We start from the raw sequence: 24,372 nt of genomic DNA on the forward strand, positions 1-24,372 counted from the left end.
TCCGATGGGGGGATGTTCCGCATCCAGGCTGGCACAGAATTTCCGCACCGGCCAGATGCGCTTTCCGTTCGGACAATTAAATTCGGCCGCCCCGGAACAGGATCGCCTCACGATCCGGTGGCGGCCGGTGACCTCTTTCGTCCGCGGCCGGCGGGCAGCTGGGAGCTCAGCGCGGTCGTCAGCAGGAAGACGGCGACGTTGCACCAAAGGACGGCCGCCGTGACCGTGGCGGAATGCCCCGCCCCGGCGTGCCGCCCCGCTTCGCCGCCCAGCTGCCCGAAGTACAGCCCGGCGATGACGGCGACCCCGGCGGCCGAGCTGAACTGGATGGCGGCGTTGAGCACCCCGGAGCCCGCCCCGGCGTCGTCGGCGGGGACGTCCTCCAGGACGACGGCGGTCAGCACGGGGGTGGTCAGACCCATCCCGCAGCCCATGACCAGCTCGGCGGCGGCCAGTTGCGGCCAGGCGAGCTGCCCGTCGCCGGCCGCCCAGATCGCTAGCAGTGTCCACAGGGCACCGCCGCCCATCAGCAGGGACCCGGCCGCCACGCACGTCCGGCGGTGGCCCGCGCCGTGCTTCCAGGCGATCTGGAAGGTGGCGGTGATGCCGACCGGCCAGGCCGCCGTGACCAGCGCGGTCTTCAGCACCGGCCAGCCGAGCCCCGTCTGCAGGTGGTACGTCAGCACGAGGAAGAACGAGGCGACGCCGCTGAACACCAGCAGGGTCACGGTCAGGCCGACCCGGGTGGAGCGGTGCCGGAAGAGCGTCGGCGGGACCAGTGCGGAGCCGTCGCGCCGGTGCCGCACACCCTGCTGCCGTACGAACACGGCGAACGTCGCGGCGCCGGCGCCCACGAGGACGAGCATCCAGGCCGGCCAGCCGGCTTCCCTCCCCTGGATCAGCGGATACATCACGCCCAGGGAGGCGGCCGTCAGCAGCGCCACACCGGTCAGGTCCAGGCGCGGCGGCTGCTCCGACCGGGACTCGGGCATGCTGCGGGCCGCCATCACCAGGGCGATCAGCCCGAGCGGCACGTTGATCAGGAAGATCGCCCGCCATCCCAGGCCCAGCACGTCGAGGTCGGTGAGTGTGCCGCCGAGCAGCGGCCCTCCGACGCTGCCGATGCTGAGCGCCGCGCCCAACACGGCGAACGCCCGTGCCCACTCGTCCCGGTGGAACATCGTGACCACGACGGACACGGCCTGGGGGACCATCAGGGCGGCCATGAAGCCCTGCGCGAACCGCCCCGCCACCAGTACCTCGGGAGCGCCCGCGAGACCGCACACCGCCGACGCCACGGTGAATCCGGCGACCCCCGTCATGAACAGGCGCTTGCGTCCGTAGATGTCGCCGAGCCGGCCCCCCGTGATGAGGAACAGGGCGTAGGCCAGGGCGTAGCCGGCGAGCGTCCACTGGGCGGTGGCGAAGCCGGCCCCGAGGTCGCGCTGGATGGCGGGCAGGACCACGGTGACGGCGTTCGCGTCCAGGTTGTCCAGGAACGACGCCAGGGTGACCACGGCGAGCGCCAGCCAGCGGTGCGGCAAGGGGACGGGGGAAGGAGTGCCGGCGGGGCGGGGCGGCGCCTTCGTCGGGCCCCCCTGCGCTGCGGAGTCGGTGGGCTCATGCATGGCATCCCTCACAGTGTGTTTCCGAGAACGGCATCGAGTGCCCGGTCCATGTCGTCCTCCGACAGCTCGCCGGCCGCCTGCAGGGCGTCCGCGGCGGAGCTCGCCCCCGCGGGTTCGCTGTCGGGCTGCGCGAGCCGGAGCAGCTGCGCCAGCAGTCCGCTGTCCCTCAGCTGGTCCGCGGTCACGCGCTCCAGCGCCCACGCGGCGGCCTGCGAAGGATCCTGCGGCGGCCCGGACTCCTCGCCCGTCGTGCCGAGGTCCAGCCGCACGTGCAGGAACTCGGCGACGGCCCGAGGGGTCGGGTAGTCGAAGGCAAGCGTGCTCGGAAGGGCCACCTGCGCCTGGGCGCTGAGCCGGTTGCGCAGCTCCACCGCCATCAACGAGTCCCAGCCGAACTCGCGCAGCTGCTTGTCCGCCGGGACCGTCTCCGCCCCCGGCAGGCCGAGCACTCCGGCGACCTCCTGCCGGACGGCGGCCAGCAGCGCCGCGACCTGCTCACCCGCCGGCAGACCGGCCAGCCGTGCACGGAACGTCTCCGTCTGCGCCACCGCCTGCCGGGCCCGGCGCAGCCGCGGCCGTGCCAGGGCCGCGAAGAGCGGGGCGGGCTCCTCGCCGCCGCCCAGCCCGGCCACGTCCAGCTTGATCGGGACCAGGTGGGTCTCCGGGCGGCCCAGGGCGGCGTCCATCGCCTGGATGGCCTCCTGTGCGGACAGCGCCTGCGAGCCGCGCTTGCGCAGCCGTGTCAGTTCCGTGTCACCGAGGTGGGAGGTCATGCCGATGCCCGCCTGCTCCCACAGGCCCCAGGCGAGGCTCACCGCGGGCAGACCGCGCTTGCGCCGGTGGGACGCCAGCGTGTCGAGGAAGACGTTGGCCGCCGCGTAATTGCTCTGGCCGGGGGCGCCCAGCGTGCCCGCCGCCGAGGAGAACAGGACGAACGCCGCCAGGTCCAGATGGGCCGTCAGCTCGTGCAGATGCACCGCACCCGACACCTTCGGGGCGAGCACCCGGGCGAAGCGGCCGGCGTCCTGGTTGCGGACGATGCCGTCGTCGAGCACGGCCGCGAGGTGGAAGACACCCGTCAGCGGGTGCCGTGCGCCCGCCTCGTCGACGACCCGGGCGACGTCCTCACGGTCCGACACGTCGCAGGCCAGCACGCGCACGTCGGCCGCGCCCGCGTCGAGCAGCTCGGTCACCACCTCGTCGGCGCCGGGTGCCCGCGGCCCGCGGCGGGAGGTGAGCACCAGGTGCCGCACCCCGTGCTCCTCGACCAGGCGGCGTGCCACCAGGCGGCCCAGTTCACCCGTGCCGCCCGTCAGCAGCACGGTGCCCGCGCCGTCCAGGGACCGCGGCACGGTCAGGACCAGCTTGCCGACGGTGCGGCCCTGCGCCATGAGGCGGAACGCGCTCGGTGCCTCCCGCACGTCGAACGCCGAGTACGGGAGGGGCGTGACGGCCCCCTGCTCCAGCAGGGCGACGAGTTCGCACAGCATCTCCTGGACGCGGTCGGCCCCGCTCTCGATCAGGTCGAACGCCCGGTAGTGGACGCCGGGGTGCGCCGCGGCGATCTCGTCGGCGTCCCGCACGTCCGTCTTGCCCATCTCCAGGAACCGTCCGCCCCGCGGCAGCAGCCGCAGCGACGCGTCGACGAACTCCTCGGTCAGCGCGTTCAGCACCACGTCCACGCCCGCGCCGCCGGTCAGCGACAGCCACTTCTCGGCGAAGCCGGTGTCGCGGGAGGAGGCGATGCGGTCCTCGGGCAGGCCGAGCTCCCTCAGGACGGGCCACTTGCCGGGGCTCGCCGTGCCGTAGAGCTCGCAGCCGGCATGCCGGGCGAGCTGGAGCGCGGCCTGCCCGACACCGCCGGCCGCCGCGTGCACGAGGACCTTGTCCCCCGCACGCAGGGGGCCGAGGTCCGTGAAGGCGTAGTGGGCGGTGAGGTAGGCCAGGGGGACGGTCGCGGCCTGCGCGAAGGTCAGCGAGTCCGGGATGCGCACCATCCAGCGCGCGTCCACCGTCACCTCGGAGCCGAACGTGCCCACGGCGAGCCCCATCACGCGGTCGCCGACCCGCAGATGCGTCACGCCGGGACCCGTCTCCAGGACGACACCCGCGCACTCCAGGCCGAGTTTCGGCGCGTGCACCATGTCGAGGGCGTTGAGCACGTCGCGGAAGTTCATGCCGGCCGCGCGGACCCCCACCCGGACGCATCCGTCCGCCGGCGGGGCGTCGCGGTCGACGGGACGGAAGACGAACGTGTCCAGCCGGCCCTTCTCCTCGATGTCCAGGTACCAGGGCTGCTGCCGTACGTCCGGGACGAGCAGGTCCGGCGAGGACGTGCGCTCGGCCCGCACCAGCCGGGGCGCCAGCACACCGTCCCCGCGGACGACGAGCTCCGGTTCGCTTCCGGAGAGCAGGACCCGGCGCAGCAGGGCCGCGTCGGGCTGCTCGGCACCGATGTCGACCAGCCGGAGGCCGCGCTCAGGGTGTTCGGCGCGGGCCACGCGGACCAGGCCCCACAGCGGCGCGTGCTCCAGCGAGGTGATCGTGTCCACCGGGCTCGCGGCGACCGCGCCCCTGGTCACCCAGACGACGTCGACGCCCTCCGACCGCGGGTCCTCCAGCAGCTCCTGCAGCCAGGCCAGCGCCGCCGTCACCGTCTCACCGGCTCGCCCGTCCACGGTCCCGCCGTTCCCGCAGTCCTGGCCGGCGGCGCTGAGGTCGACGACGACGGTACGAGGACGGTTCCCGTCGAACGGCACAGCGGTGCCGAGGCTCACGGCGTTCTCGACGCCCAGCGTCTCGGCGACCACTCCGCCCGGGCCGAGCACCAGCAGTGCGCCGGCCTCCTCCGGCGGCGTGCCGGGATCGTCCGCCGGCGTCTGCGCCTGGTACTCGACGCGGTACAGGTGCCCGGTGTCGCGGGCGGTGCCCGCGCCCTTCAGCTGCGCGGTGTCCGCGCGCTTGACCGCCAGGCCCTGCGCGCTCAGTACGGGCTCACCCGTGCCGTCGCAGACGAGGATCCGGGCGGTGGAGTCGTCCACGAGCTCGACGCGGACCCGCAACTCCGTACCGCCCGTGGCGAACAGCCGCACACCGGTCCACAGGAACGGCAGCAGGACTCCGTCGGAGCCGTCGCCGTCCGGGTCGCCTCCCCGCGTCCCCGCCAGGGTGTGCAGAGCGGCGTCGAGGAGCGCGGGGTGCAGCGCGAAGCCCTCGGTGTCCGGCCGGGCCTCCTCCGGCAGCCGCACCAGGCCGTACGCGACGTTTCCGGCACGCCACAGTTCGGTCAGGCCCCGGAACACCGGTCCGTACTCGAGCCCCTGCTCGGCAAGGTCTTGGTAGAAGCCGTCCACGCCGACCCGCTCGGCTCCGTTCGCCGGCCATGCCCGCAGGTCGGCCGGGGACGGGGCCTCGGCGCTCGCCCCGGTCAGCGTGCCGGTGGCGTGCAGGGTCCACGGGGTGGTGTCGGTCCCGCCGTCGGGCCGGCTGTAGATGTCCACCGGGAGACCGTCCCCGTCCGCGGCGGCACCGACCTTCACTTGGAGGCGGACCGCGTCGTCGGCACCGAGCACCAAGGGCTGCGACAGCGTCAGTTCGCCCACACCGGCCGCGCCGAGGTGGTGGGCGGCGGTGAGCGCCATGTCGAGGAGCCCGGTCCCGGGGACCAGCACGGTGCCGTGCACCGCGTGGTCCTTCACCCACGGCTGCTCGGCGAGCGACAGCCGCCCGGTGAACAGGTGCCCCTCCCCGTCGGCCAGCTCCACCACGGCCCCGAGCCACGGGTGCGCGGAGGCGTCGAGACCGAGGGATCCGGCGTCCCCGTGCGTCCTGACCGTCTGGTGCCAGTAGCGCCGGCGCTGGAAGGCGTAGGTCGGCAGCTGCACGACGGTGCCGGCGCCCAGCACCCGGTCCCAGTCCACGCTGTGCCCCTGGACGTGCAACAAACCCAGATTGCGCAGCAGTTGAGCGAATCCGCCCTGCTCACGGGCGAGAGAACCCACGACGATGCCGCCGTGCTCGCTGCTGCCGTCGGTGAGCGGCATGGACAGGACCGGGTGCGCGGAGATCTCGACGAAGACGGTGTGGCCGTCGTCGAGGAGCTGGCTCAGGGCCCGGTCGAAGCGGACCGGCTCGCGCAGGTTGCGGCACCAGTACGAGCCGTCCAGCTCCGGCCCCGCGGCGACCTGACCGGTCACCGTCGAGTAGAGGGGGATCGATGCCCGGTCCGGGACGAGGTCGGCGAACTCGGTGGCCAGGCCCGGCAGAAGCGGGTCCATCTGCGCGTTGTGGGACGCGTAGTCGACGTTGATCCGGCGGGCGTAGACGTCCCGCGCGCCCAGCTCCGCCACGATCCGCGCGATGGCGTCCGCCTCACCGGAGATGATCGTCGAGCCGGCCGTGTTGACCGCCGCGACGGACAGCGCGTCGCCGTAAGGGGCGAGGAACTCCCCCACCTGCGCCGGCGGACGCTCGATCAGCGCCATGCCCCCCTGACCCGCGCAGGCCAGAACCGCCTGCGAACGGGCGGCGACGATCTGCGCACCCTGCTCGACGGTGAGCGCCCCGCTGACGACGGCGGCGACCACCTCGCCCTGCGAGTGACCCACCACAGCGGCCGGCTCGACCCCGAGGGAGCGCCACAGCGCCGACAGGGCCACACCCATCGCGAACAGTGCCGGCTGGACCACGTCGACCCGGTCGAACGGCGGGTGATCACCCTCCTCACCGGCCAGCACCTCCCGCACCGACCAGCCCGTGAACGGCCGCAAAGCCGCATCACACGCCTCGACCGTCTCCCGGAACACCGCACTGGACGCGAGGAGTTCGCGGCCCATGCCGACCCACTGCGAACCCTGGCCCGGATAGACGAACACCACCTTCCCGCGCCGCTGCGCGGTACCCGTCACGACAGCCGGATGTGTCTGCCCCGAGGCGAGTGCCTCCAGGGCCTCCACGGCGGCGTCGAGGGAGTCGGCTGTCACCGCGGCCCGTGACTCGAAGTGTGTGCGGTGCCGGGCGGCGGTGACGGCGACATCGGCCAGAGCCACGTCGCGGTGAGCGGTCAGCCACGACGCCCAGCGCTCGGCCTGCTCCCGCACCGCGGCCTCGTCGCGTCCGGAGAGCACGACCGGCACCGGACCCGCCGCCTCTTCGGCCACCGGCTCGACGGAGGCGGAGACGGGCGGCTCCTCCACGATCACATGCGCGTTGGTGCCGCTCAGACCGAACGACGACACACCCGCACGACGCGGACGCGACACGTCCCGCTCCCACGCCTGCGCCTGCTGCACCAGTTGCAGCCCGCTGCCCTCCCACTCGATGAGTGAACTGGGCTCCTCCGCATGCAAGGTCCTGGGAAGAACTTCCTTCTGCAACGCCAAAATCATTTTGATCACACCCGCGACCCCGGCGGCCGCCTGCGCATGACCGATGTTCGACTTCGACGACCCCAACCACACCGGCGACCCAGGCTCCCGGCCCGGACCGAACACCTCCGCCAGCGCACCCGCCTCGATCGGATCCCCCAGCGACGTGCCCGTGCCATGCGCCTCCACCGCATCGATGTCCCCCGGCACCAACCGCGCCGCCTCCAGCGCATCCCGGATCACCCGCTGCTGCGACGGACCGTTCGGCGCCGTCAACCCCTGACTGCGCCCGTCCTGATTCACCGCCGACCCACGCACCACCGCCCACACCCGGTCACCATCACGCTGCGCGGCCGACAACCGCTTCAGCACCAGCACACCCACACCCTCCGACCACCCCGTGCCATCGGCCTGGTCGGAGAAGGACTTGCACCGACCGTCGGGGGCCAGCCCGTTGAGACGGGAGAACTCCACGAACGGGGTGGGTGTGGACATCACGGTGACGCCGCCGGCCAGGGCGAGTTCGCATTCGCCCTGCCGCAGCGCCTGGGCGGCGAGATGGAGAGCGACGAGGGAGGAGGAGCAGGCCGTGTCGACCGTGATGGCCGGGCCCTGGAGGCCCAGCGTGTAGGCGACCCGCCCGGAGACGACACTGGACGCGTTGCCCGTCCCGACGTAGCCGTCGAGTTCCGCCAGTCCCCGGCCCTGCTGGGTGCTGTAGTCGGAACCCATGGTGCCGAGGTACACGCCGGTGCGGCTCTCGCTCAGCGCCTCGGGCCGGATCCCGGCCCGCTCCAGCGCCTCCCACGACGCCTCCAGCACCAACCGCTGCTGCGGATCCATCGACACCGCCTCACGCGGCGAGACCCCGAAGAACCCGGCGTCGAAATCCTCGGCACCGGCGAGGAACCCGCCCTCCCGGATGTAGCTCTTGCCGACGGCCTCCGGGTCCGGGTCGTACACGTCGAGCGCGTCCCAACGCTGCGGGAACGGGCCGATGCCGTCGCGTTCCCCGGCCAGGAGCGCCCAGAACGCCTCGGGGGTGTCGATGCCGCCCGGCAGCCGGCACGCCATCGACACCACCGCGATCGGCTCCGCCGCGTCAACCGCCCGCACGGGACGGCCGGCCTCGGGAGCCGCGGCCGGGGTGAGCTCCATCCGGTCCAGCAGCAGTCCGGCCACGGCCGCCGGGGTGGGATAGTCGAACGCCAGGGTGGACGGCAGCCGTACGCCCGTCACGGCGGTCAGCCGTCGGCGCAGCTCCACGGCCGTCATGGAGTCCATGCCGACCTGCTGGAACACCTGCTGTTCGCCGATGCCTTCCTGCCCCGCACCGCCCAGGACGGCGGCGGCCTCCTCCCGCACGAGTGCGAGGAGAGCGGGCAGCCGTTCCTCCTGCGGCAGTGCGGCCAGCCGGTCCCGCACGCCGGATCCGGACCGGGACGGCGTAGGCCGCGACGTGGTGCGTACGAGGCCCCGGAGCAGAGGGTGGATGTCCTCGCCCCGGTCGGCCTCGCGCTGCACGGCGGCGAGTTCGAGCCGTACGGGCACCAGCCGCGCCCGGTCCCCGGCCAGCGCTTGGTCCAGGGCGCGCAGGCCCTGCCGCTCGGTCAGGGCGCCTATGCCCTGACGCCGGATGCGGGCGAGATCGGCCCGGCCGAGCCGCGCGGTCATGCCGTCACCGCTCTGCTCCCACATGCCCCAGGACAGGGCCACGGCAGGGCGGCCCTGCCGCCTGAGCCGGGCCGCCAGGGCGTCGAGCCAGGCATTGGCCGCGGCGTAGTTGCTCTGGCCCGGTCCGCCGAGGACACCGGAGACGGAGGAGAAGAGGACGAAGGCGGACAGGCCGAGGCCGGCGGTGAGGTCCGCCAGGTGGAGGGCGCCCGCGGCCTTGGGGTCCATGACCCGGCGCACGCGGTCCTCGTCCTGGTCGGCCAGCAGCCCGTCGTCGGTGATTCCCGCGAGGTGGAAGACGCCGGTCCAGGGGTGTCCGGGAGCGACGGCGGCCAGCACGGCGGCCAGCTGGTCGCGGTCGGCGACGTCGCACCGGACGACGGAGACGGTCTCGGCCCCGGCCTCGGTCAGGTCCCGCACCAGTTCGTCGGCGCCGGGGGTGTCGGCGCCGCGCCGTGAGGTGAGCACCAGGTGGCGCACGCCGTGCGTGTGCACCAGGTGGCGGGCGACGCGTCGGCCGAGTTCACCGGTGCCGCCGGTGAGGAGCACGGAGCCGTCCGGGTCGAGCCGGTGGGACGCTTCCGCCTCGTCGACGGTGGGTTCGGGCACGAGCCGCGAGGCCAGCACCTGGTCCGCACGTACGGCGGTCTCCGGCTCGTCGGCCGCGGCGAGGGCGCGGGCGAGGACGTCGGTGTCATGGTCCTGCGCGTCGAGGTCGACGAGCCGTACCGTCCGCTCGGGGTGTTCGGCGCGCACGGCGCGGACCAGGCCCCACACCGGGGCACCGGCCCATCCGTCGAGCGGGTCGGCGGGCGAGGCCGCCACGCTGTCACGGGTGACCCAGACGAGTTCGGTGGACTCCAGGCGCTCGTCGGCGAGCAGGCTCCGGGCCGTGCGCAGGGTGCCGTTCACCGCGGCCAGGGCGCAGGCGTAGGCCTCTTCCCCGTCCAGGGCCGTCGCGTCGACGACGAGCCGTGCGGGGGGGTCCTCACCGGCGTCGAGCAGTGCGGTCATGTCGTCCGTGCCGGGGCAGTGCCGTACCGGGCCCGAGGCGGGGCCGGTGCCGCCGAGGCGGTCGGCGAGGTCTCCGGTGCCGCCCACGACCCAGGTCCGGGTGTGCCCGTCCGCCGGCTCCGGGTGGCGCAGGGGCTGGAAGGCCACGCTGTAGAGGTGTTCCACGGTTCCGCGGACGCGCAGCTGTTCGGCTGTCGCCTCGCGCAGCCGCAGCGCCGCGACCTTCAGCACGAGGCGGCCCGCCGCGTCGGTCGCGTGCAGCGAGGCGGTGGCGTTCGTACGATCCAGGTCGACCCGCACCCTCAGGGCGGTGCTCTCGGCCACCCGGCATTCCACGCCGCTCCAGGCGAAGGGCAGCAGAACTCCGGTGTCCTGCGGGGAGTCCTGGGAGCGCAGCGCGGCGAGGCCGTGCAGGGCGGCGTCGAGCAGGGCCGGGTGGACGCCGTAGTCCGCGGTGCGCAGGTCGTCGGGGAGCCGGACCTCGGCGTACAGGGTGTCCCCCGTGCGCCACAGTTCGGCCAGTCCCTGGAAGGCGGGCCCGTACTGCAGGCCCAGGGTGTGGAAGTCCCGGTAGTAGTCGTGCAGTTCGACGCGTTCCGCGTCGGGTGCCGGCCACTGCTGCGGCTCGGGCTCGCCGGTCTGCCCGGAGTGCTCCAGCAGCTCGCCGACGGCGTGCTGCCGCCATGCGTCGGGGGCGGAGCCCTCGGTACGGCTGTGGATGCCGATCGTGCGGCCCCCGTCGCCGCGCGGGGCCCCGACGACGACCTGGAGGCGGACGGCCTCGTCCAGCACGAGCGGTTCGAGCAGCGTGAGCTCGGCCACCCCCGCCGCGCCGGTGCGGTGCGCGGCCGCGAGAGCCAGCTCCAGCAGACCGGTGCCGGGAACGAGGGCGATGTCGTGCACGACGTGGTCGCGGAGCCAGGGGTGCTCGTTCGGCGACAGTTTGCCGGTGAACAGGTGCCCCTCGCCGTTGGCCAGCACGGTCGCGGCGCCGAGCCACGGGTGCCCGGGACGCTCCAGCCCGACCGACGCCAGATCGCCGCCGACCTGACCGGCCGTCTCCAGCCAGTGGCGCTCCCGCTGGAAGGCGTACGTGGGCAGCGCCGGCGGGGCGGCCGCGGAGCCGGCGGGGAGGATGTCCTGCCAGGCCAGCTCCTCCCCGGCCACGTGCAGGCCGCCGAGAGCCTGCACGAGCGTGCGGATCTCGTCCGCCCCGCCGGATTCGCCGGCGTCCGACCGCTGCGAGGCGATGAACACCCCGTCCCGCTCCGAGCAGGCGGCGCCCATGGCGGAGAGGACGGCGGCGGGCCCGCACTCCAGGAACCGGGTGACGCCCTGCCCCTCGACGGCGCGCACGACGTCCAGGAACCGCACCGCGTCACGGGCCTGGCGCACCCAGTACAGCGGGGAGCGCACTCCCTCTCCGGCTGCCAGGTCCTCGTCGGCCCGCAGTCCGGTCACGGACGAGACGAGCGGGACGGCCGGGGCCTGGAAGCGGCAGCTCTCGGCGACCGCCCGGAAGTCGGCGAGCATGGCGTCCATGTGGGGCGAGTGGAAGGCGTGGGAGACCTCCAGCCGCCGGGTGCGCCTGCCCTGTCCGGCGAAGTGCGCCGTGACGGCCTCCACCGCCGTCGCATCACCGCTGACGACCGTCTGGGCCGGACCGTTCAGGCCCGCGACGGAGATCCGGCCGTCGATGCCGGCGAGTACCTCGGCCACTTCCGTCTCGGAGGCCTCGACCGACGCCATGGCGCCACCGCGTTCGCACGCCTGCATCAGCCGGCCGCGGGCCGCCACGAGGCGTGCCGCGTCGGCCAGGTCCAGGACACCCGCCACGTGCGCGGCCGCCAGCTCGCCGATCGAGTGCCCGGCCACCACGGCGGGCCGGACGCCCCATGACTGCCACTGGCGGAACAGCGCCACTTCGAAGGCGAACAGGGCGGGCTGCGTGAACTCCGTCTCGTGCACCAGGGCCGCGTCGGCGCTGTCCTCGGCGGCGAGGACCACCTCGGCCAGCGGGCGGCTCAGATGCGGATCGAGAGCGGCGCAGACCTCGTCGAACGCGTCGCGGAACACCGGCAGCGCCGCGTGGAGCCGGCGTCCCATGCCGGTGCGCTGGCTGCCCTGGCCGGTGAACAGCACCGCGGATTCGCCCCGGGTGGCGGTGCCGTGGGTGAGGGCGGGGTGGGGGCGGCCGTCGGCGAGTGCCCGCAGGGCCTCCACCAGTTGGTCGAGGGAGTCGGCTGTCACCGCGGCCCGTGACTCGAAGTGTGTGCGGTGCACCGCGGCCGTGCGCGCCACATCCGCCAGCCGCACCCCCTCCCGCCCGGTCAGCCACGACGCCCAGCGCTCGGCCTGCTCCCGCAGCGCGGCCTCGTCACGTCCGGAGAGCACGACCGGCACCGGACCCGCCGCCTCTTCGGCCACCGGCTCGACGGAGGCGGAGACGGGCGGCTCCTCCACGATCACATGCGCGTTCGTGCCACTCAGACCGAACGACGACACACCCGCACGACGCGGACGCGACACGTCCCGCTCCCACGCCCGCGCCTGCTGCACCAGCTGCAGCCCGCTGCCCTCCCACTCGATCAGTGAACTGGGCTCCTCCGCATGCAAGGTCCTGGGAAGAACTTCCTTCTGCAACGCCAAAATCATCTTGATCACACCCGCGACCCCGGCAGCCGCCTGCGCATGACCGATGTTCGACTTCGACGACCCCAACCACACCGGCGACCCAGGCTCCCGACCCGGACCGAACACCTCCGCCAGCGCACCCGCCTCGATCGGATCCCCCAGCGACGTGCCCGTACCATGCGCCTCCACCGCATCGATGTCCCCCGGCACCAACCGCGCCGCCTCCAGCGCATCCCGGATCACCCGCTGCTGCGACGGACCGTTCGGCGCCGTCAACCCCTGACTGCGCCCGTCCTGATTCACCGCCGACCCACGCACCACCGCCAACACCCGGTCACCATCACGCTGCGCGGCCGACAACCGCTTCAGCACCAGCACACCCACACCCTCCGACCACCCCGCACCATCCGCGGCAGCCGAGAACGACTTGCACCGGCCATCCGGAGCCATCGCCTTCAACCGCGAGAACTCCACGAAGAGGGAGGGCGTGGACATCACCGTGACACCACCCGCCAGGGCCACCTCGCACTCGCCCTGGCGCAGCGCCTGGGCGGCGAGATGGAGGGAGACCAGGGAGGAGGAGCAGGCCGTGTCGACGGTCATCGCGGGGCCTTGGAGGCCGAGGACGTAGGAGACCCGGCCGGACAGGATGCTGGAGGCGCGGCCGGTGCCGACATAACCGTCCAGCGCCTGCAGATCATGAGTGCGGTGATCCCCGTAATCGGAGTTCATCGCCCCCAGATACACACCCGTCCGACTGCCGCTCAACGCCTCGGGCCGGATCCCGGCCCGCTCCAGCGCCTCCCACGACGCCTCCAGCACCAACCGCTGCTGCGGATCCATCGACACCGCCTCACGCGGCGAGATACCGAAGAACCCGGCGTCGAAATCCTCCACATGCCCGTCCGCGAGGAACCCGCCCTCACAGCCGTAACTCTTGCCCTCCACCTCCGGATCCGGATCAAAGAGATCCAGCCCCCGCCAACGCCCCGGGAACCCACCCACCGCATCCCCACCGGACGCCAGCAACTCCCAGAACGCCTCCGGCGTGTCGATACCACCCGGCAGACGGCACGCCATCGACACCACCGCGATCGGCTCGGTGCGGGCGGCCCGCTCCGAGTCGAGTTCCTTCTCGGCCTTGAGCAGGGCCGTCGTGGCACGCCTCAGGTAGGACTCGAGCTTCTCGACGTCGGGCGTGGTCATGAACTGACTCCAAACTTGTCGTCAAGGAACTGCAGAAGGTCTTCGGTGCTGTCGGCCTCGAGCTCGACCGGGGCCGCTTCTGCGGTGGTGACGGTCTTCGTCAGGCCCTCCTTGAGATCGAGGAAGGCCGATGCCAGGCCCTGCGACTCGAGCTGTTTCGGCGTGGCGGACCGCAGGAGTTCCACCAGGCTGTCGATCTGCACCTCGGTCAGCGGGCCGGTCCCCGCCCTGCGTCCCGGGCGCTCGGGAACCTCGTCCTGCGGCAGTCGGTCCAGCAGGAACGCGGCGATGGAGTCCGGGGTCGGATGGTCGAAGGCCAGGGTGGCCGGCAGGGTGAGCGCGGTCTCCGCGGACAGGCGCCTGCGCAGTTCCACCGCCATGAGGGAGTCCAGGCCCGCCTCCTTGAAGACCTGGTGGGCGTCCACGGCCTCGGGACCGGGCAGGCCCAGCACCACGGCGGCCTCGCGGCGGACCGTCTCCAGGACGGTCCGGCGTCGTTCCTTGGCGGACGCGGAGCGCAGCCGGTCCCGGAGGGTGACCGGTGCCGTCGCGCCCTGGGCGCGACGCAGCCTGCCCCGGAGCAGTCCACGCAGCAGCGCGGGTGTCTCGTCCCCGTCGTCGAGACCGCGTTGCAGCGCTCCTAGACTCAGCTTGACCGGCACGAGGTGCGCTTCCGGGCGGGACAGCGCGGCGTCCAGGAGGCGCAGCGCCTGGCCGGAGGTCAGCGCGGAGATGCCGCGGCGGCGCATCCGGGCCAGGTCGGCGTCGTTCAGGGCGTCGGTCACGCCGGTGCCGTCGGGTTCCCACAGGCCCCAGGACAGGCTGGTGCCGGGCAGGCCGTCGGCGCGGCGGCGGGCGGCCACCGCGTCCAGGACGGTGTTGGCGGCGGCGTAGGTGGACTGCCCCGCGCCGCCGAGGATCCCGGCGACCGAGGAGAACACCACGAACAGGGACAGGTCCGCGCCGGCCCGGCGGGTGAGCTCGTCGAGGTGGACCGCTCCGGCCGCCTTCGGGCCCATGACCGTCCACAGACGTTCGGGGTCCTGGTTCTGGAGCAGGCCGTCGTCGAGTGTGGCCGCGAGGTGGACGACCCCGGTCCACGGGTGGCCGTCCGGCGCGGCGGCCAGGATGTCCGCGAGGCGGTCGCGGTCGGTCACGTCGCACGCCTCGATGCGCACGGTCTCGGCGCCGGCGTCGTGGAGTTCGCGTACGAGGTCCGACGCGCCGGGGGCCTCGGGGCCGCGGCGGGAGGTCAGCACGAGGTGGCGGACTCCGTGGGCGCGGACGAGGTGGGCGGCGACCTGCCGGCCGAGCTCACCCGTGCCCCCGGTGACGAGGACGGTGCCGTCCGGGTCCGGGCGGCCGTGCGCGGAGCCGTCGCCGGTGGTGCCGGTGGCACGGACCAGGCGGGCGGCGAGCAGCGCCTCGCCCCGTACGGCGATCTCGGGTTCGTCCGTCACCGTCAGCGCGCGGGCCAGCGCCGGGGAGGGCCCGTCCGCGTCGATGAGGCGCAGGACCCGCTCGGGGTGCTCCGTGCGGGCCGCCCGCAGCAGGCCCCACACACCGCTGTGGGCGAGGTCCGGCACACCGTCGCCGGTGTCCACGGCGCCGCGGGTGACCCAGACCAGCTCGGTGGCGGCGAGCCGTTCCTCGGCCAGCAGCGCACGCAGCAGTTCCAGGGTCGCGGCCGTGCGTGCCCGCAGGTCCGCGACGGTGCTGCCGTCGTCCGTGTCCGGTGTGTCCTGGGCGCGGGCGGTGCCCGGGCCGGGGACGGCGAGGACGATCAGCCGAGCGGGCGCCGGGGAGCCTTCGGCGAGACGCGCCGTGAGGGCGTCCGTATCGGCGAGGTGCTCGATGTGTCCGGTGTCCGTGACGTCGGCCGGCCCGGTGAGGAAGCGCTCGTCGCCGAGCAGCCAGGTCGCGGCCGTCTCCTGTCGCGTCACCGGGGCGAGGAGCGGCTGGAAGTCCACCTGGTGGAGGTGTTCCACCGGGCGGCCCGCCCGCAGCTGTTCCGCGCTCGCCTCGCGCATCCGCAGCGCGCGGGCCGCGGCCACCGGCCTGCCCTCGGCGTCGGCCACCCACAGCCGGGCACTGGAGCGCGCGCCGTCCAGGTCCACGCGCACCCGCAGGGTGGAGCTGCCTGCGGCGTGGAGTTCCACGCTCTCCCAGGCGAAGGGCAGCAGCACTCGCCGGTCGGACTCGTCCTGGTCCCGGACGGCCTGGACGGTGTGCAGGGCGGCGTCGAGCAGGGCGGGGTGCATCCCGTACTCCTGGACCGGGACTCCCTCGGGGAGACGGACGAGGCCGTACGCGGTGTCGCCGTCACGCCACAGCTCGGTCAGGCCCCGGAAGGCGGGGCCGTATCCGACGCCCTGGGCGTCCAGCCGTTCGTAGAACCCGTCCAGGGGGACCGACTCTGCCTCGGGGGCGGGCCAGTCCCGCAGGCTCTCGAATCCCTGGTCGTGGCCATCCGGGAGGCCGTCCAGGAGCCGTCCGGAGGCGTGGCAGGTCCAGTGCTCCTGGTCCGACTCGGGCCGGGAGTAGACGGCGATGGAGCGCTCGCCCTTCAGGTCGGGCGCGTCCACCGCGACCTGGAGGTGCACGGCGCGGTCGTCGTCGAGGATCAGCGGTTCGGACAGGGTGAGTTCGCCGACGTGTCCGGCGCCGGTCTCCCGTGCCGCCACCAAGGCGAGCTCCAGCAGACCCGTGCCGGGGGCCAGGACGGTGCCGAACGCGGCGTGGTCCTTCAGCCAGGGGTGCAGGGCCGTCGACAGCCGGCCGGTGAACAGATGTCCCTCTCCGCCGGCCAGCGTCGTGACGGCGCTCAGCCAGGGGTGCCGCGCGGCGACGAGGCCCATCGAGTTCGCGTCGCCGGTCCCCTGTGCGGTCTCGGCCCAGTAGCGCTCGCCCTGGAAGGCGTACGTCGGCAGGAGTACCGCGTCCGCCCGGCGGAGCCCGGCACCGAGGGCGCGGCTCCAGTCGACGTCGAGGCCCTGGACGTGCAGCAGGGCGAGGGTGCGCAGGAGTTCGCCCGGGTCGCCGTGGCCGCGCTGGAGGCTCGGCACGACGAGGCCGTCCGCGTCGGCGCAGCCGTCGGTGAGCGGCATGACCAGCACCGGGCTGGGGCTGACCTCGACGAACACGTCGTAGCCGTCGTCCAGCAGCCGGGCCTGGGTGAGGTCGAGGCGGACCGGCTCGCGCAGGTTGCGGCACCAGTAGTCCGCGTCGAGTCCGGATCCGTCGAGGGGCCCGCCGGTGACCGTCGAGTAGAACGGTACGGCGGTGTGCTGCGGGCGCAGGACGGCGAACTCGGCCCGCAGGCCGGGCAGCAGGGGGTCCATGTGCGCGCTGTGCGAGGCGCAGGCGGCGTTGAGCTTCCCGCACGAGACGTCCTCGTCGTCCAGCTCGATCAGGACGTCCTCGATCGCGTCGGTGTCGCCGGAGATCACCGTCCAGCGGCCGGTGTTGACCGCGGCGATCGACAGGGCCTCGCCGTACGGCGCGATGCGCTCCTGCACCTCGGCGACGGGCAGTTCGACGACGGCCATCTCGCCACCGCCGCCGTCGGACTGGAGCGCGCGGCTGCGCAGCGCCACGATGCGGGCGCCCTCGTCGAGGGTCAGTGCACCGGACACGACGGCCGCGGCCACCTCGCCCTGGCTGTGGCCGACGACCGCGGCGGGTTCGAGGCCGAGCGACCGCCAGGCCGCCGCCAGCGCGACGTACATGGCGAAGAGCACAGGCTGGACGACGTCCAGACGCTCCAGGGGCAGGGAGCCGGAGTGCTCGCCGCGCAGACGCTCCAGCACGGACCAGCCGGTGTACGGCCGCAGCGCCGCGTCGCAGGCCGTCACGGTGTCCCGGAAGGCGTCGCTCTGCTCCAGCAGCGCACTCCCCATGCCCTCCCAGTCGGTGCCCTGGCCGGGGAAGACGAACACGACCTTTCCGCGCGGTGTGGCGGTGCCGTGGGTGAGGGCGGGGTGGGGGCGGCCGTCGGCGAGTGCCCGCAGGGCCTCCACCAGTTGGTCGAGGGAGTCGGCTGTCACCGCGGCCCGTGACTCGAAGTGCGTGCGGTGCACCGCGGCCGTGCGCGCCACATCCGCCAGCCGCACCCCCTCCCGCCCGGTCAGCCACGACGCCCAGCGCTCGGCCTGCTCCCGCACCGCGGCCTCGTCACGTCCGGAGAGCACGACCGGCACCGGACCCGCCGCCTCTTCGGCCACCGGCTCGACGGAGGCGGAGACGGGCGGCTCCTCCACGATCACATGCGCGTTCGTGCCACTCAGACCGAACGACGACACACCCGCACGACGCGGACGCGACACGTCCCGCTCCCACGCCCGCGCCTGCTGCACCAGTTGCAGCCCGCTGCCCTCCCACTCGATGAGTGAACTGGGCTCCTCCGCATGCAAGGTCCTGGGAAGAACTTCCTTCTGCAACGCCAAAATCATCTTGATCACACCCGCGACCCCGGCAGCCGCCTGCGCATGACCGATGTTCGACTTCGACGACCCCAACCACACCGGCGACCCCGGCTCCCGGCCCGGACCGAACACCTCCGCCAGCGCACCCGCCTCGATCGGATCCCCCAGCGACGTGCCCGTGCCATGCGCCTCCACCGCATCGATGTCCCCCGGCACCAACCGCGCCGCCTCCAGCGCATCCCGGATCACCCGCTGCTGCGACGGACCGTTCGGCGCCGTCAACCCCTGACTGCGCCCGTCCTGATTCACCGCCGACCCACGCACCACCGCCAGCACCCGGTCACCATCACGCTGCGCGGCCGACAACCGCTTCAGCACCAGCACACCCACACCCTCCGACCACCCCGCACCGTCCGCGGCAGCCGAGAACGACTTGCACCGGCCATCCGGAGCCATCGCCTTCAACCGCGAGAACTCCACGAACGTCGACGGGGTGGACATCACGGTGACGCCGCCGGCCAGGGCGAGTTCGCACTCGCCCTGGCGCAGCGCCTGGGCGGCGAGATGGAGGGAGACCAGGGAGGAGGAGCAGGCCGTGTCGACAGTCAGGGACGGTCCCTGCAGACCGAGGACGTAGGAGACCCGGCCGGACAGGATGCTGGAGGCGCGGCCGGTGCCGACATAACCGTCCAGCGCCTGCAGATCATGAGTGCGGTGATCCCCGTAATCGGAGTTCATCGCCCCCAGATACACACCCGTCCGACTGCCGCTCAACGCCTCGGGCCGGATCCCGGCCCGCTCCAGCGCCTCCCACGACGCCTCCAGCACCAACCGCTGCTGCGGATCCATCGACACCGCCTCACGCGGCGAGATACCGAAGAACCCGGCGTCGAAATCCTCCACATGCCCGTCCGCGAGGAACCCGCCCTCACAGCCGTAACTCTTGCCCTCCACCTCCGGATCCGGATCAAAGAGATCCAGCCCCCGCCAACGCCCCGGGAACCCACCCACCGCATCCCCACCGGACGCCAGCAACTCCCAGAACGCCTCCGGCGTGTCGATACCACCCGGCAGACGGCACGCCATCGACACCACCGCGATCGGCTCGTCCGCGGACCGGTCCCCGTCCCGGACGGCGGCCGTGGCCGCCGGGGTCCCGGGACCGGACTCCAGGTCCAGCCTGCTCAGCAGCAGGTCGGCGATGGCGGCGGAGGTGGGGTGGTCGAAGGCGAGGGTCGACGGCAGGGGGACTCCCGTCTCCGCCGAGAGGCGGCGGCGCAGTTCGACCGCCATGAGGGAGTCGAGGCCCAGGTCCTTGAAGACCTGTTCCTTGCCCACCCCTTCGGGGCCGGGCAGGCCCAGGACGGTGGCGGCCTCCTTGCGGACCAGGTCGATGAGCGACCCGCGCCGGTCGGTCTCGGGCAGCGTCAGCAGGCGGCCGCGCAGGTCCGTCTGGTCGGCACCGGCCTGCCCGGCGCGGCGGCGCGGTGCGCGCAGGAGGGCGCGCAGCACCGCCGGCACCGCCGCCTCCCCCTCGCTGTCCAGGGTGCGCTGGAGCGAGGTGAGCTCCAGTCTGACGGGGACGAGGTGGGCGTGGGGCTGGGTGAGGGCCGTGTCCAGTGCCGTGAGCGCCTGGACGGTGGTCAGCGCGCCGACGCCCTGACGGCGCAGCCGGGTGAGTTCGGCCTGGCCCAGTGCGGCGGTCAGGCCGATGCCCGCCTGCTGCCACAGTCCCCAGGACAGGCTGGTGCCGGGCAGGCCGGCGGCGCGGCGGTGTGCGGCGAGCGCGTCGACGTAGGCGTTGGCGGCCGCGTAGGTGGACTGTCCGGCACCGCCGAGGACACCGGCGGCCGACGAGAACAGCACGAACGCGGCCAGGTCCATGCCGCGGGTGAGGTCGTGGAGATGCTCGGCGGCCTGGGCCTTGGGGCCCCAGACGGCGGCGAGCCGCTCCCGGGTCTGGCCGGTCAGCAGGCCGTCGTCGAGGATCGCGGCGAGATGGAGGACGGCCGTCCAGGGCCGGTCGGCGGCGGCGAGCACCTCGGCGAGGCGCTCGCGGTCGGAGACGTCGCAGGCGATGACGCGGACGCTCGCCGCGCCCGCCTCCGTCAGCCCGGCGACTAGCTCCGCGGCACCGGGGGTGTCGGGGCCGCGCCGGGAGGTGAGGACCAGGTGACGTGCGCCGTGCTCGCGCACCAGGTGGGCGGCGACCTGCCGGCCCAGTTCACCGGCGCCGCCGGTGATCAGCACGGCGCCTTCCGGGTCCAGGGGCGCCGTCACGGCCTCCCCGGCGGCGCGGACGAGGCGGGCGACGCGGATCTCGCCGTCCCGTACGACCGCTTCGGGTTCGTTCGCGATCAGGGGTGCCCGGGCGGGGTCGACGGAGCCGTCGGTGTCGACCAGGTGCACCGGGCGTTCGGGGTGCTCGGTGCGGGCCGTGCGCAGCAGCCCCCACAGTCCCGCGCCGGCCGGCGCCGGTACGCCCGTGCCGTCCCCGGCGTCCACGGCGCCGGAGGTGACCCAGAGCAGGGGCACGCCGTCCAGCCGCGGCTCGGCGAGCAGGCCCTGGAGGATGTCGAGGGCCCGGGACGTGGTCTCCAGCGCGGTCGTGGCCGGGGCGGTGGCGTCGATCACGACCCGCTCAGGGGCCTCCTCCCCGGCGTCGAGCCGGCCGGTCAGCGCGTCGAGCGCGGCCGGGTCCGCCAGTTCCGTCACCCAGACGGCGCTCTCGGGCGCGGCCGGCGGGACGGGCAGCCGGCGGAATTCGACACGGTGCAGGTGGGCCGTTCCGGGACGGGACGCGCGGACCTGCTCGGCGGTGGCCTCACGCAGCCGCAGATCCGCCTCGACGACGAGCCGTCCGGACGGGTCGGCCGCACGGACGCGCAAGGTGTCCGCCGCTGTGTCGAGGTCGATCCGGACGCGCAGTTCGGTGCTGCCGACGGCGTGCAACCGCGCCCCGGACCACACGAAGGGCAGCAGGACGTGATCCTGCGCGCCCGTTTCCCCGTGCAGCGTCACCAGGGCGTGCAGCGCGGCGTCCAGAAGGGCGGGGTGGACGCCGAAGGCATCCGCTGCGAGGGCTTCCGGCAGCTGCACCAGGCCGTAGGCGGTGTTCCCGCTGCGCCACAGCTCGGTCAGGCCCTGGAAGGCCGGGCCGTAGCCGAGGCCGCGCGCGGCGAAGGCCTCGTAGAAACCGTCGAGCGGGATCCGCTCGGCGCCGGGCACCGGCCACTGCGCCAGACCGGTGGGGTCGTCGGTGTCAGGCGTGGCGGCGTACGAGAGCGTCCCGGCCGCGTGCTGCCGCCAGGGGACGTCCTCGTCGGCGGACTCGGGCCGGCTGTAGACGGCGATGGAGCGCCGGCCGTCGGACGAGGGGCCGCCCACGACGACCTGGAGGCCGAGCGCGCTCTCGTCGGTGAGGACGAGGGGCTCCAGCAGCGTCAGTTCCTCGACCGCCTGCGCGCCTACATGGTCGGCGGTCACCAGGGCCAGTTCGAGGAGGCCCGTACCGGGGACCAGGATCGTGCCGAACGCGGAGTGCTCGGCCAGCCACGGGTGTTCCGGCAGCGACACGCGGCCGGTGAACAGGTAGCCGTCGTCGTCAGCGGTAGCCGTCAGCGCACCGAGCCAGGGGTGCTCCGCCGGCCGGAGTCCGAGAGAACGGGCGTCGCCCGTCGTGTCCTCGCTCTCGTACCAGTAGCGCCGGCGCTGGAAGGCGTAGGTCGGCAGCTGCACGACGGTGCCGGCGCCCAGCACCCGGTCCCAGTCGACGGTGTGGCCCTGGACGTGCAGCAGACCCAGGTTGTGCAGCAGGCGCGCGACGCCACCCGACCGCCGGCTGAGGGAGCCGACGACGATGCCGCCGCGCTCTGCGCTGCCGTCGGTGAGCGGCATCGACAGGACGGGATGGGCGGAGATCTCGACGAAGACGGTGTGGCCGTCGTCGAGGAGCTGGGTGAGAGCGCGGTCGAAGCGGACCGGCTCCCGCAGATTGCGGCACCAGTACGTGCCGTCCAGCTCCGTGCCCGTGGCGGCTGCGCCGGTCACGGTGGAGTAGAAGGCGATCTCCGCTGCCTGCGGGGTGAGGTCCCGGAACCGGGCGGCCAGGTCCGGCAGGAGCGGGTCCATCTGTGCGTTGTGGGACGCGTAGTCGACGTTGATCCGGCGGGCGTAGACGTCCCGCGCGCCCAGCTCCGCCACGATCCGCGCGATGGCGTCCGCCTCACCGGAGATCACCGTCGAGCCGGCCGTGTTGACCGCCGCGACGGACAGCGCGTCGCCGTAAGGGGCGAGGAACTCCCCCACCTGCGCCGGCGGACGCTCGATCAGCGCCATGCCCCCCTGACCCGCACAGGCCAGAACCGCCTGCGAACGGGCGGCGACGATCTGCGCACCCTGCTCGACGGTGAGCGCCCCGCTGACGACGGCGGCGACCACCTCGCCCTGCGAGTGACCCACCACAGCGGCCGGCTCCACACCCAGCGAGCGCCACAGCGCCGACAGGGCCACACCCATCGCGAACAGCGCCGGCTGAACCACGTCGACCCGGTCGAACGGCGGGTGATCACCCTCCTCACCGGCCAGCACCTCCCGCACCGACCAGCCCGTGAACGGCCGCAAAGCCGCATCACACACCTCGACCGTCTCCCGGAACACCGCACTGGACGCGAGAAGTTCACGGCCCATGCCGACCCACTGCGAACCCTGGCCCGGATAGACGAACACCACCTTCCCGCGCCGCTGCGCGGTACCCGTCACCACCGCGTCGTGCGCCTCACCGGCCGCCAGCGCCCGCAGCGCCTCCACCAGCTCGGGCGTGCCGGCGGCGACCACACTCGCCCGTGACTCGAAGTGTGTGCGGTGCCGGGCGGCGGTGACGGCGACATCGGCCAGAGCCACGTCGCGGTGAGCGGTCAGCCACGACGCCCAGCGCTCGGCCTGCTCCCGCACCGCGGCCTCGTCACGACCCGACACCACCACCGGCACCGGACCCGCCACGTCCTCGGACGACTCAGAGGCCTCGGGAAGCGGCGGCTCCTCCACGATCACATGCGCGTTGGTGCCGCTCAGACCGAACGACGACACACCCGCACGACGCGGACGCGACACGTCCCGCTCCCACGCCTGCGCCTGCTGCACCAGTTGCAGCCCGCTGCCCTCCCACTCGATGAGTGAACTGGGCTCCTCCGCATGCAAGGTCCTGGGAAGAACTTCCTTCTGCAACGCCAAAATCATCTTGATCACACCCGCGACCCCGGCGGCCGCCTGCGCATGACCGATGTTCGACTTCGACGACCCCAACCACACCGGCGACCCCGGCTCACGACCCGGACCGAACACCTCCGCCAGCGCACCCGCCTCGATCGGATCCCCCAGCGACGTGCCCGTGCCATGCGCCTCCACCGCATCGATGTCCCCCGGCACCAACCGCGCCGCCTCCAGCGCATCCCGGATCACCCGCTGCTGCGACGGACCGTTCGGCGCCGTCAACCCCTGACTGCGCCCGTCCTGATTCACCGCCGACCCACGCACCACCGCCCACACCCGGTCACCATCACGCTGCGCGGCCGACAACCGCTTCAGCACCAGCACACCCACACCCTCCGACCACCCCGCACCATCCGCGGCAGCCGAGAACGACTTGCACCGGCCATCCGCGGCCATGCCCTTGAGGCGGGAGAACTCCACGAAGAGGGACGGTGCGCTCATCACGGTGACGCCGCCGGCCAGGGCGAGTTCGCATTCGCCCTGCCGCAGCGCCTGGGCGGCGAGATGGAGAGCGACGAGGGAGGAGGAGCAGGCCGTGTCGACCGTGATGGCCGGGCCCTGGAGGCCCAGCGTGTAGGCGACCCGCCCGGAGACGACACTGGACGCCTTGCCGGTGCTGACGTAGCCGTCCAGGGCGTCCAGGTTGCGGCCGAGGTCGCCGTAGTCGGTGCTCATGGTGCCGAGGTACACGCCGGTGCGGCTCTCGCTCAGCGCCTCGGGCCGGATCCCGGCCCGCTCCAGCGCCTCCCACGACGCCTCCAGCACCAACCGCTGCTGCGGATCCATCGACACCGCCTCACGCGGCGAGATACCGAAGAACCCGGCGTCGAAATCCTCCACATGCCCGTCCGCGAGGAACCCGCCCTCGCGCGCGTAGCTCTTGCCGACGGCCTCCGGGTCCGGGTCGTACAGGTCGAGTCCACGCCAGCGTCCGGGCAGACCGCCCACCGCGTCGCCGCCGGAGTCGAGCAGCTCCCAGTACGCCTCGGGGGTGTCGATGCCGCCCGGTAGGCGGCACGCCATCGACACCACCGCGATCGGGTCGGTGAGCTGGGCCTCGAGATCGGCGGCCCGCTTCTGCAGTGCCCGGATGGCGGGCAGCGCGGCCTTCAGGTCCTGCGGTGTGTTCGACACGTCGAGCCTTTCTGCGCGATC

The 24,372-nt window shown here is 73.5% G+C and carries 3 protein-coding genes; all 3 read right to left on the bottom strand.

The annotated features are described in order from the left end of the window. Positions 1 to 107 precede the first annotated feature (107 nt). From ACFYWG_RS00215 to ACFYWG_RS00225, 3 genes are read right to left on the bottom strand one after another with little or no spacing between them, the layout of a single operon-like run. Positions 108 to 1,628 carry an MFS transporter gene (locus ACFYWG_RS00215; RefSeq protein ID WP_389198154.1) on the bottom strand — a complete coding sequence of 507 codons (1,521 nt, stop codon included), beginning with the start codon at positions 1,626 to 1,628 and terminating at the stop codon, positions 108 to 110. Positions 1,629 to 1,636: 8 nt separating this feature from the next. Further along, positions 1,637 to 13,522: an SDR family NAD(P)-dependent oxidoreductase gene (locus tag ACFYWG_RS00220; protein WP_389198156.1), complete on the bottom strand. Its 11,886-nt coding sequence runs from the start codon at positions 13,520 to 13,522 to the stop codon at positions 1,637 to 1,639. After that, the gene (locus tag ACFYWG_RS00225) at positions 13,519 to 24,351 is read right to left on the bottom strand and encodes an SDR family NAD(P)-dependent oxidoreductase (RefSeq protein ID WP_389198159.1); all 10,833 of its coding nucleotides are present in this window, start codon (positions 24,349 to 24,351) and stop codon (positions 13,519 to 13,521) included. Before ACFYWG_RS00225 ends, ACFYWG_RS00220 begins: the two co-directional genes overlap by 4 nt. Between the last annotated feature and the right edge of the window lie 21 nt (positions 24,352 to 24,372).

The organism is Streptomyces sp. NPDC003456, assembly GCF_042878735.1.
In the GTDB taxonomy this organism is placed as follows: Bacteria; Actinomycetota; Actinomycetes; order Streptomycetales; family Streptomycetaceae; genus Streptomyces.

Bases quoted from the DNA above. Each gene is read 5' to 3' on its own strand.
- ACFYWG_RS00215 (WP_389198154.1), bottom strand. From the start codon at position 1,628: ATGCATGAGCCCACCGACTCCGCAGCGCAGGGGGGCCCGACGAAGGCG.
- ACFYWG_RS00220 (WP_389198156.1), bottom strand. From the start codon at position 13,522: ATGACCACGCCCGACGTCGAGAAGCTCGAGTCCTACCTGAGGCGTGCC.